We start from the raw sequence: 10,210 nt of genomic DNA on the forward strand, positions 1-10,210 counted from the left end.
ATCGGCGGCTGGAATTCGACCTCCACATGGTCGCGCGCTCGGTCAAACCGTCCGGCTTGTCGTCCCCGTCGATCAGGATGCGCTCTGCCGCGCCGTCGAGATCGTCGTATTGGCCGCTACGCAGTGCCCATAGGAAACCCGCCAATCCAAGCGCGCCGAGGAAGAGCGCAACCGGGATGAGATAGACAAGGGTCGTCACCGGGACTGGACCAGTATGTCAGCGCGTGCGCGCTTTTCGGGTAGAACATTCCCGAGCCCCGCACGCTTCGTAAACGCATGAAGCCGCATAGCGTTTGCGACAACGATCAGTGAAGAGGTGGACATGGCGATCGCCGCGATGAGCGGCGTCACATATCCCGATATCGCGATCGGCACGGCAAAGGTGTTGTAGACGATTGCAATGGCTACGTTCTGGCGGATCAGCCGGCCTGCCTTTCGTGAAACTTCCAATGCAAAGGGCACCGCCAGAAGGCCCTCGCGCAGGAAAACGAAATCGGCGGCATTGCGACCGATATCAGCCGCGGTGGCGGGAGCCATCGAGACGTGCGCTGCCGCGAGGGCCGGCATATCGTTAAGCCCGTCGCCTACCATCAAGACCTTGTGACCGGCCCCGATCAGCGCCTCGATGCGCTCGACCTTGCCGGAAGGAAGAAGGGAGGGCATGAAGTTGCCGATCCTCAAGGACTTGGCCACCTCACCGCAAGCCTTGGCCGTATCGCCGGACAACATCTGGACGGACACGCCAGCAGCCTTCAGTTCCTTTACGGCGGTCCCGGCGTCGGCGCGCGCGGCGTCCTCGAAGTCAAACGAGGCGACGATCAGGCCTTTCCTCGAAAGCACGGTCCCGCCGTAGGGTTCCCCACCGGTCCCTTCGGCCCATCCCTGTCGGCCCAGACGCCAAGTGTTCGCCTCCGTGGTGGCCTCGATACCGAAGCCAGGATGCTCGCTGATCGAAGCCAGCGTCGGCCGAGTGGAGGAGCCTGAAAACACCGCGATCGCCATTGAGTACGGATGGCGAGAATGCGTGGCCATCTCGGCTGCGATCGCCAGCATGGCCGGATCGATGTATGGCGCGTTGGTAAGACGCGGCTGTCCAAGAGTCAGCGTTCCGGTCTTGTCGAACACGGCTGTGTCGATGGCCGCCAGCCGTTCCATGGCCGAACCATCCTTGACCATGATACCGGCATCGAACAAACGCCGCACCGCGACCACCTGCACGATCGGCACGGCAAGGCCGAGCGCGCATGGACATGTAATGATGAGAACCGCGATTGCGATCGTCCCTGCCACATGCCAGTCGCCCGATGCCGTCATCCAACCAAGGAAGGTTAGGAGTGCGGCCAGATGCACCATCGGTGCGTAAAGGGCAGAGATGCGGTCGGCAATCCTGCGGTACTGCGACCGGCCACCCTCGGCGGCTTCCATCAGCCGAACCATTTCAGCGAGGAACGACTCCTTCGCGGCCGCCGTCGCCCGCATGGTGAGCGGACCAGTGAGATTGAGCGTGCCGGCCTGTATATGCGCTCCAGGGCTAACGGCACGAGGCGTGCTTTCACCGGAAACGAGCGAGAAATCGAGATCGGAACTGCCGTTGAGGACGTCGCCATCCACCGGCACGCGCTCTCCGGCGGCAACCACCAGGTCCATGCCCGGCTCGATCTTCCCGACCGGCAGGTATTCGCGCACCCCGTCACCGCGCAGCACCATGGCGCCGCGGGGGGCCAGCCGCGAAAGGCCACTCACGGCGCTGCGTGCCCGTTCGCGCATCACATGGTCCAGCGTGCGGCCGATCAATAGGAAAAAGAGCAGCGACACCGACGCATCGAAATAGGCATGCTCACCATGGGTGATCGTTTCGTAGAGACTCATGGCATAGGCGAGTGAAATCCCGACCGCGATCGGAACATCCATGTTCATCCGCCCATGGCGAAGCGCATTCCCCGCCGAACGGAAATAGATGCGCCCAGCGAAGGCGAGCGCAGGGATGGCAACCAGCGCCGAAACCCAATGGAAGAGGTCGCGGGTAACTCCTTCCGCACCGGACCAAACCGAGACCGACAGCAGCATAATGTTGCCCGCGGCAAATCCGGAAACGGCCACCGCCCGGATCAGCTCCGACAAGGTCTTGTCCTCCTTGGCGGTTTCGGGCTCGAACAGATGCGCCTGAAAGCCAAGCCGTCCCAGCGTGGCGAAAATCGGTGGCACCTGGTCGCCATGCCAGCGCACTGACACGCGCTTGGTGGATAGATTCACGCGAGCGCTTTCGATACCCTCCAGCTTTCCCAAGGCCGCCTCGATGGCGTGTATGCAGGCCGCGCAGTGAACCGTCGGCAACGACAGATCGGCCTGGTGCATGTCGCCGCCCAAACTACGGCTGGCCAGTTTGATCTCGTCATTTGAGGGCAGGGCAGACGGTGCGTCGGCGACGACCAGTGCCGCGTCGGCGCCCGGCGCGCAGCAGCTCATCGGAGCGCTCCCTTCGAGATCATGATGCGGCGGATATCACGAAATGGCAGAGCAAGGCCCGCATCGGCGTTGATCTCGACGATCCAGACGCCATCTTTCGGTGTATGCCGCGCGGCAAATTCGCCAAGACTATCGGAACGGCCATCCGAAGCCGCGGCAAGTGTCACAGCTCTGTCCTGCGCATCGTAGGCCGGGTGCCGAAACAGCACCCGCACGCCGTGCAGCGGCACAGGCGTGCCGTTGGTATCCACAACGCTGTAGCGAACCTCGCCGGAGACTATGGTCAACCTGCCTTCCCAGCCAAGTGCGGCTTGTGCCCGTCTTTCCCTGGCCTTTTCGTTGAACTGCTGGCTGGCCACATATGTGTTCTCCACCACAAGGCCGGTCCAACTCGTGCTCGCAAGCGTTGCCATAGTCAGGTTGACGCCGATCACGATCCCAAAGAAACCGAGCACTGTCAGGAGCATCTGCTTGCCAGTGAATTCGCGTTTACTTTGCGTATTGGCTTTCATCTGGCGATCTCCGGCGCATTGAAGCTGGCGGTATACTCGGCCGATTCAGAGCTTGCCTCGTCCGCAATCCGAAACTTGAAGCTTTGCACCGGTGTGTTGATTCGGTCCGCGGGTTGGCGGACGAAAACTTTGAGCATTTTGAGCCGGTCGGGCTCTACTGGAACGACGAATAAGCGGCCGGCTGGCAGGTCGACGCCGTCGATACTCATTTCCGCGCCGGCGAGCCCTTCTAGGGTGAGCACGATCGTCCTGGGCTGCGGGATCATGTTGAGCAACTTGACGGTGTAGCCGTTTCGGATTGAGCCGTCCGAAAGCGTTACAAATTGCGGATTGCGGTCGTGAAGGACATTCAACTCCAGCCGCTCACGCGTCAGCAGCCAAGAGATGAGCACCAATCCGATCGCCAACCACGCCCCGAGATAGATGAAGGTGCGCAACCGGAAGATCTTGCGCAGATGGAAGTGCGCGACACCCTCGCGGAAGGTGGCGCTCGAGTTCCGGATCAGCGCCGGGTTGATGGCACCGGTGCCGCCGGCGGTCGCCAGTGCCAAATTGGCATTATAGTCCGCCAGCGTTGCATAGGAGATCAACCCGCGCGCGCGGCCGAGCTTGTCCATGACGCCATCGCAGGCATCGATGCAGAGCGCGCAGGTGATACACTCCATCTGCTGGCCATTCCGGATATCGATACCCATCGGGCAGACCGCCATGCAGGAATTGCAATCGACGCAATCGCCGACAGGCTGTGCGGAGGCCAGTGCTTTCTTGGCATGGCGCCAACGGGGTTCACCGCGCCAGTCGTTGTAGGTCACGGTCAGCGAATTTTCGTCGAGCATGGCGGCCTGGATGCGTGGCCAGGGGCACATAAAGGTGCAGACCTGCTCGCGCATCAGCCCGCCGAACACGTATGTGGTTCCGGTCAGGACGGCGATGGTGACATAGGCAACGGGTGCCGCCGTGCCTGTCGCAACTTCGCCGAGCAGCCTCGGCGCATCGGCAAAGTAGAAGATCCAGGCCCCGCCCGTGGCAACTGCGATGACCAGCCACACGACATGTTTGATCGCACGCAGAAGCAATTTGCGCGCGCTCCAGGGACCGGCCTCAAGTCTTATGCGGGCATTGCGATCGCCTTCGATCGCGCGCTCAACCAACAGGAACAGGTCGACCCAGACCGTTTGCGGACAGGTGTAGCCGCACCAGGCCCGCCCGACCGTAGACGTGACCATGAACAGGCCGATGCCGGCCATCATCAAAAGGCCCGCGACGTAATAAAATTCCTGCGGCCAGATTTCGATGAAGAAGAAATAGAAGCGCCGGTTCGCGAGATCCAGCAGGACGGCTTGGTGCGGCGCGAAGGGGCCTCTATCCCATCGCAACCATGGCGTCACATAATAGATGGCGAGTGTGATGACCATCACCTGCCATTTGAACTGGCGGAAACGGCCCGAAGTCCCCTTCGGGAAAATCTTCTTGCGCGCGGCATAGAGCGGTTGCTTAACCATGGCGGAGTTCACAGTCTCGGCTGCGCGCTGTTCGATCTGCCTTTGGTCCAGCACCGCACCTCCACTCGAGCAGTCTGCGCCTCCCTCAGCAAGTTTGCCGCAGGGGCGGCCGCGGCGCCTTGATCCAAATCAATCCCGCTAGCCGAAAGTAGTCGAGGCCCGGCCACAGCCGGGCCTCGTCGCTTGACGGTGGTGGGTGGTGAATAGGCCCTTCCCCTATTCCCCGCGCCAAGCGAATGGACATAGACCGCTAGGTCCGTGACTTTGGTCTCCCCGATGTCCCCATGCTGGAGTCACAACCTGGGTCGGGGCCCGGCTAAAGCCGGGCCCCGTCGCTCGACGGTGGTAGCGGTGAATAGGCCGCTTCTCCTATTCCCCACCGCCAAGCGAATGCACATAAACCGCAAGCTCCTTCACTTTTGTCTCCCCCAGACGCGCGCCCCATGCTGGCATCACACCCTGCTTGGGTGCGCGGACCTGCGCGGCGATTGCGCTTTCGCCCGAGCCATAGAGCCAGATCGCGTCAGTCAGATCGGGAGCCCCAACCTCCCGGTTTCCCTTTGCCTTTTCGCCATGACAGGCAGCGCAATTATCCGCGAACACGTTGGCCCCAGACTGGATCAGGGTCTTGTCGAGCACCGGCCCTGAAAGGCTAGCCACATACGCGCTGACCTGGCTGATCTGCTCGGGTTGAAGCACGTCTGCGAAGGCCGGCATTTCCGACTGGCGAGTATCGAGGTCAGAAGCAAAGCGGATGCCGTGGGTAATGGTCTGCTGGATCTCCTCGGCCTTGCCGCCCCACAGCCAATCGTCGTCATTAAGATTTGGAAAGCCCTTGGAGCCTTGAGCGCCCGAGCCATGGCACTGCACGCAGTTGACTTTGAACGTCGCGCCGCCGGACGCGACAGCGAATTCGCGCAGCGCATCATCGGCAGCGATTTCCAATATGGTCTTCTCCTGAATGGCGGCGATATATTTGCCTTTGGCGGCTTCCGCTGCCGCCAGCTCGTTCTTGACGTTGTTGCGGCTGGAATAGCCCAGCACGCCCCTGGTCGCTGACGACAGCATGGGCCATGCTGGGAAGGCAACGGTGTACGCCAGCGCCCAGGCAATCGTGGCGTAGAAAGTTATCACCCACCACCGCGGCAACGGGTTGTTGAGCTCCCTGATGCCGTCCCATTCGTGACCGGTCGTTGAGATGCCAGAGACTTCGTCGATATGCTCGCGGCTCATCATCAGTCATCCTTGAACGGGATCTGCGCGGTCTGATCGGCCCGTGTTCTGCCCCCCGGGCGCAGGGCAAAGGCTATGCAGCCGACGAAGAACAGGGCCATGGCAAGCAGGCCCCAGCTGTCGGCGAACTCCCGCATCAAATTATACCCCATGCGTCTCCCCCTACCGGTAGCCAGCTGCATCGTCGTAGGTCTTGAAATCGACCAGCGTGCCGAGCATCTGCAGATATGCGATCAGCGCGTCCATCTCGGTGACCTGAGCTGGATCGCCGTCGAAATCACCGACCTTGGCTTTGGGATAGCGCTTCTCGAGCTCCGTCGTATCCGCCGCCGGGTCTGCTTGTGCTTTCAGATCGGCGTTGGCATTGGCGATCATGTCTGGCGTGTAGGGAACCCCGACGCGAGCGTTCGCCAGGAGATGGGTCGAGAAGTCTTTCACCGCAATTTGTGTGTCCTTGAGGAACCCGTAGCTCGGCATGATCGATTCAGGCACGACGGAGCGCGGGTTTGTCAGGTGCTGTGTATGCCACTCGTTGGAATAGCGGTCGCCGACACGCGCCAGGTCCGGACCGGTGCGTTTTGAACCCCATTGAAAGGGATGGTCGTACATCGACTCGGCTGCGAGGCTATAGTGGCCATAGCGTTCGACCTCGTCGCGGAACGGCCTGATCATCTGGCTGTGGCAGAGATAACAGCCCTCGCGCACATAGATGTTGCGTCCGGCGAGCTCCAGCGGCGAATAGGGCCGCATGCCTTCGACCTTCTCGATCGTGTTGTCGAGGTAGAAGAGCGGGGCGATCTCGACGATGCCGCCGATGGTCACCACCAGCAGCGATCCCACGAGCAGGAGCGTGGCGTTTCTCTCGATGAGGGCGTGTTTGGCCATCAAGCCCATGTCTGGCTCCTTATTCGGCAGGCTGGAAAGCGGACACGGAACCCGGCAATGGCTGTTCTTCGCGCTGGCGGCCAAGAATGGTCATCGTGATGTTCCAGGCCATGATCAGCATGCCGGCGAGATACATCGTGCCGCCCGCGGCGCGCATGACATAGTAGGGGTGCATGGCGGCCACCGATTCGGCGAAGGAGTAGACGAGAAAGCCCTGGTCGTTGTATTCGCGCCACATCAGGCCCTGCATGACGCCGGAGACCCACATCGCTGCCGCGTAGACGACGATGCCCAGTGTCGCCAGCCAGAAATGCCAGGTAACGAACCGAAGCGAATACAGGCGTTCGCGGTTCCACAGTTTCGGCACCATGTAGTAGAGCGCGCCGAATGAGATCATGCCGACCCAGCCGAGTGCACCTGAGTGAACATGGCCGATCGTCCAGTCGGTGTAATGCGACAGCGAATTGACTGTCCTGATGGACATGATCGGACCTTCGAAGGTCGACATGCCGTAGAAGGCGATCGCGGCTACCATCATGCGAATGATCGGGTCGGTGCGGATCTTGTCCCAAGCCCCTGACAAGGTCATCAGGCCGTTGATCATGCCGCCCCAGGACGGCATCCACAGCATGATCGAGAACGCCATGCCGAGCGTTTGCGCCCAATCGGGCAGGGCGGTGTAATGCAGATGATGCGGGCCGGCCCAGATGTAGAGGAAGATCAGCGCCCAGAAGTGGATGATCGACAGCCGATAGGAATAGACCGGCCGGTTCGCCTGCTTGGGCACGAAATAGTACATCATGCCGAGGAAACCGGCAGTCAGGAAGAAGCCCACCGCATTATGGCCGTACCACCATTGCGTCAGCGCGTCCTGGACACCAGAAAATGCCGAATAGCTCTTCGATCCAAGCAACGACGCAGGCATCGTGAGGTTGTCGATCACATGCAGCATCGCGATGGTGACGATGAAGGAGAGGTAGAACCAGTTGGCGACGTAGATATGCGGTTCCCTGCGCTTCAGGATGGTGCCGAGGAAAAGGATCAGGTACGCGACCCAGACAATCGTCAGCCATATATCGACATACCATTCCGGCTCGGCATATTCGCGGCCCTCGGTGACGCCCAGCAGATAGCCAGTTGCGGCCATGACGATGAATAGCTGATACCCCCAGAAGACGAACCAGGCGAGCTTGCCGCCGAACAGCCGGGCACGGCAGGTGCGTTGCACCACATAGAGTGAGGTGCAAATAAGCGCGTTGCCGCCAAAGGCGAAAACGACGCCGGATGTGTGAAGCGGCCGCAATCGGCCGAAATTGAACCACGGCTGAATGTTGAGGTCCGGATACGCCAGCTGCAGCGCGATGACCACGCCGACCAGCATGCCCACGACGCCCCAGAACACTGTGGCGATGGCGCCGTACCGGATCGGCCCATCCATATAGGCCGATGGATCAATCGGAGCTGCCGGTTTGAATTCGATGTTGCGCAGCAGAATAGCCGTGAAACCGGCAAGGACAAAGAACAACACCCACATATGTTGCCGGAAAGGCGCGTCTACACCCAAGCCGGCGCCGACCAGGGCCGCGAATGCGAACACGCTGAAAACGACAATCTCTGTGGCGAATCTCATGATATGTCCCTGAGCCGCATTTGATACGGACGCGGGTCCGCCCCCCAGTAATTCCGCAAACGGCGCGTTGGCGCCTTGATCCATGTCAAGGGCGATGATCGCCAGTCAGACAATTCTGCGTCTTCAATTCACGGAGATGCCCAGATGGCCAGTTGCAAATCTTCAGGCGTCAAATGCAAAGCCTGGCAGTTTGTCGAAGGCTGCCTTCCTGGCAGCCGGCCGTGCGGGGATGTCTGTCTCTTGCACGATCGCAAGTTGCGGATATGCGACGAGCTGGAGGCGATAGCCGACAGACTACCCTCGGTGGACCGGTTGAAGTGCCGGCTGATGGCAACCGAGTTGGTGCCGCTGCTGCGCATGAGCCATGCCCGTGAGGAAGAGCATCTCTTTCCTGCGCTTGCGAAAGACGCAACTGAGGGCAAGCGGATGGCGTCGCTAGGTCGCTTGCGGGCCGAGCACATCGAGGACGAGTGCGCCGCACAGGATTTAACCGATACCCTGCTGACCATCGGGCATGGAGGTGGCGTTGCCAACCCTGAGGCCCTCGGTTTCATGTTAAGAGCCTTTTTTAGGGCGTCACGGCGACACATCGCGTTTGAGCGCGAACACGTCCTGCCATTCATCGCACAGCAGAATCGGACGAAGCGACCGGAGACCTAAGTGTCAGAACACGCCCACGTACCCGAACAGCGTTGCAGTCGGCTCACGCTATCGACCACGACATGGCGATTGTTGTTGATACGGATGACGCCGTTGGTACGAAGCTTTGTCAGCTGACGGCTGACGGTCTCGACAGTCAGGCCGAGAAAGTCGGCGATGTCGGCACGGGTGAGCGGCAGATCGAAAGTTGCCGATTCCTTGCTGGTGTCCGTCGTCGGGTCGATGTTCCTCGCGATCAGGAAAAGAAAACTCGCTACCTTCTCGACCGCCGTCTTACGGCCCAAAGTCACCATCCACTCGCGAGCTTCATCCAGTTCCATCAGTGTCTGCTTGAGCAAGCGGTGTTCTAGAGCCGGTGCCTCCCTCATCATCCGCTCGATCGCCGCTTTCGGGAACGAGCACAGCGAGACTTCGGTTGCTGCCTCGGCGTTGATCTCGCTTTCCGACTTGAACGGCCGGCCCAGAAAATCGGGCGCGAATTGAAGCCCGACGATCTGCTGGCGTCCGTCCGCAAGACCCTTGGTCAGCTTTACAACGCCCGAAAGCAGGTTCGAATATGTTTCGATTGCTTCGGCGTCGCCGACCAGCTCGGTTCCAGGTGGAACGCTGTGTCTCGACGAGGCCTTGGCCAAGGCGACCAACTGATTGAGCTCGAGCGCGCCGCATAGCCCGTGGCACCGCGCGTCGCAGGATTGGCAAAGCACAGGAAGGACATCGCATTTTGGAACGTCTTGTCGGATGGTCATCATACGGCCCGTACTGATAATCGTGGCGGCAAGATAGCACCGCTGCTGGGCGAGGTATTGCGTCAGTTTGTCCCCCTCGGCGCCCTTGATCGAAATCAAGGCGGCCGCGGTTTGCACAGGGCAAGTTGCCCTCAGGCACGAAACAGCAAACCACGGCACAGGTCCCGAATGGAGACCATGCCGCGTTACACGAGCTACCCAACCGCACCATCTGGACAGCAGGAACTGGACTATGGGCAAGGTAACAGGCTTTCTCGAAATCGACCGGCAGGTGCACAAGTACCAGCCAGCCTCGGACCGCATTCGGCACTTTCGCGAGTTCACGCTGCCGATGTCGGACAAGGAGGTCGAGAAACAGGCCGCGCGCTGCATGGATTGCGGCATTCCGTTCTGCCACGGGCCGACGGGCTGCCCGATCCACAACCAGATCCCCGACTGGAACGACCTCGTCTACAACAGGGACTGGGACAACGCGATCCGCAACCTGCACTCGACCAACAATTTCCCGGAGTTCACCGGCCGCATCTGTCCGGCACCCTGCGAGGAAGCCTGCACGCTCAACCTCGAGGACATTCC

At 60.7% G+C, this 10,210-nt stretch carries 9 protein-coding genes and 2 pseudogenes; 2 read left to right on the forward strand and 9 right to left on the reverse strand.

From position 1 onward, the window contains the following. Window positions 1-49: 49 nt before the first annotated feature. From ccoS to ccoN, 8 genes and pseudogenes are all read right to left on the reverse strand, one after another. A pseudogene (gene ccoS, locus M653_RS0119835) lies at window positions 50-199 on the reverse strand (cbb3-type cytochrome oxidase assembly protein CcoS); the annotation flags it as partial. Further along, window positions 196-2,466 carry a cation-translocating P-type ATPase gene (locus M653_RS0119840; protein WP_027144899.1) on the reverse strand — a complete coding sequence of 757 codons (2,271 nt, stop codon included), beginning with the start codon at window positions 2,464-2,466 and terminating at the stop codon, window positions 196-198. The gene M653_RS0119840 and the pseudogene ccoS, both read right to left, overlap by 4 nt. Next, a complete protein-coding gene (locus tag M653_RS0119845; RefSeq protein WP_027144900.1) occupies window positions 2,463-2,978 on the reverse strand; it encodes a FixH family protein in 516 nt (171 codons plus the stop codon). The genes M653_RS0119840 and M653_RS0119845 overlap by 4 nt, the downstream gene beginning before the upstream one ends. Then, window positions 2,975-4,534, reverse strand: coding sequence for a cytochrome c oxidase accessory protein CcoG (ccoG, locus tag M653_RS0119850; protein ID WP_027144901.1), 1,560 nt, complete (start codon window positions 4,532-4,534; stop codon window positions 2,975-2,977). Before ccoG ends, M653_RS0119845 begins: the two co-directional genes overlap by 4 nt. Before the next feature lie 315 nt (window positions 4,535-4,849). Next, window positions 4,850-5,713: a cytochrome-c oxidase, cbb3-type subunit III gene (ccoP, locus tag M653_RS0119855; protein ID WP_027144902.1), complete on the reverse strand. Its 864-nt coding sequence runs from the start codon at window positions 5,711-5,713 to the stop codon at window positions 4,850-4,852. Window positions 5,714-5,715: 2 nt separating this feature from the next. Continuing rightward, a complete protein-coding gene (locus M653_RS0119860; protein WP_027144903.1) occupies window positions 5,716-5,865 on the reverse strand; it encodes a CcoQ/FixQ family Cbb3-type cytochrome c oxidase assembly chaperone in 150 nt (49 codons plus the stop codon). A 10-nt stretch (window positions 5,866-5,875) separates the two neighbouring features. Continuing rightward, entirely contained in the window at window positions 5,876-6,607 is a 732-nt protein-coding gene (ccoO, locus tag M653_RS0119865) for a cytochrome-c oxidase, cbb3-type subunit II (RefSeq protein WP_027144904.1), read from the reverse strand. 10 nt (window positions 6,608-6,617) lie between these two features. After that, entirely contained in the window at window positions 6,618-8,228 is a 1,611-nt protein-coding gene (gene ccoN / locus M653_RS0119870; RefSeq protein WP_027144905.1) for a cytochrome-c oxidase, cbb3-type subunit I, read from the reverse strand. A gap of 144 nt (window positions 8,229-8,372) precedes the next feature. On the opposite strand from ccoN, the gene M653_RS01000000133095 reads away from it, so the two are divergent. Then, complete coding sequence (locus M653_RS01000000133095; protein WP_084636778.1) at window positions 8,373-8,888, forward strand: hemerythrin domain-containing protein; 516 nt, start codon at window positions 8,373-8,375, stop codon at window positions 8,886-8,888. Here the strand turns inward: M653_RS01000000133095 and M653_RS0119880 are convergent. Then, the gene (locus tag M653_RS0119880) at window positions 8,885-9,634 is read right to left on the reverse strand and encodes a Crp/Fnr family transcriptional regulator (RefSeq protein ID WP_027144906.1); all 750 of its coding nucleotides are present in this window, start codon (window positions 9,632-9,634) and stop codon (window positions 8,885-8,887) included. The two genes, M653_RS01000000133095 and M653_RS0119880, sit on opposite strands and share 4 nt — an antisense overlap. A 232-nt stretch (window positions 9,635-9,866) precedes the next feature. Here M653_RS0119880 and gltD point away from each other — a divergent pair. Continuing rightward, a pseudogene (gene gltD / locus M653_RS0119885) lies at window positions 9,867-10,210 on the forward strand (glutamate synthase); the annotation flags it as partial.

It is taken from the genome of Mesorhizobium sp. WSM3626, assembly GCF_000513935.1.
GTDB lineage: Bacteria > Pseudomonadota > Alphaproteobacteria > Rhizobiales > Rhizobiaceae > Mesorhizobium > Mesorhizobium salmacidum.

Bases quoted from the DNA above. Each gene is read 5' to 3' on its own strand.
- M653_RS0119840 (WP_027144899.1), bottom strand. From the start codon at position 2,466: ATGAGCTGCTGCGCGCCGGGCGCCGACGCGGCACTGGTCGTCGCCGAC.
- M653_RS0119845 (WP_027144900.1), bottom strand. From the start codon at position 2,978: ATGAAAGCCAATACGCAAAGTAAACGCGAATTCACTGGCAAGCAGATG.
- ccoP (WP_027144902.1), bottom strand. From the start codon at position 5,713: ATGAGCCGCGAGCATATCGACGAAGTCTCTGGCATCTCAACGACCGGT.
- M653_RS0119860 (WP_027144903.1), bottom strand. From the start codon at position 5,865: ATGGGGTATAATTTGATGCGGGAGTTCGCCGACAGCTGGGGCCTGCTT.
- ccoO (WP_027144904.1), bottom strand. From the start codon at position 6,607: ATGGGCTTGATGGCCAAACACGCCCTCATCGAGAGAAACGCCACGCTC.
- ccoN (WP_027144905.1), bottom strand. From the start codon at position 8,228: ATGAGATTCGCCACAGAGATTGTCGTTTTCAGCGTGTTCGCATTCGCG.
- M653_RS01000000133095 (WP_084636778.1), top strand. From the start codon at position 8,373: ATGGCCAGTTGCAAATCTTCAGGCGTCAAATGCAAAGCCTGGCAGTTT.
- M653_RS0119880 (WP_027144906.1), bottom strand. From the start codon at position 9,634: ATGACCATCCGACAAGACGTTCCAAAATGCGATGTCCTTCCTGTGCTT.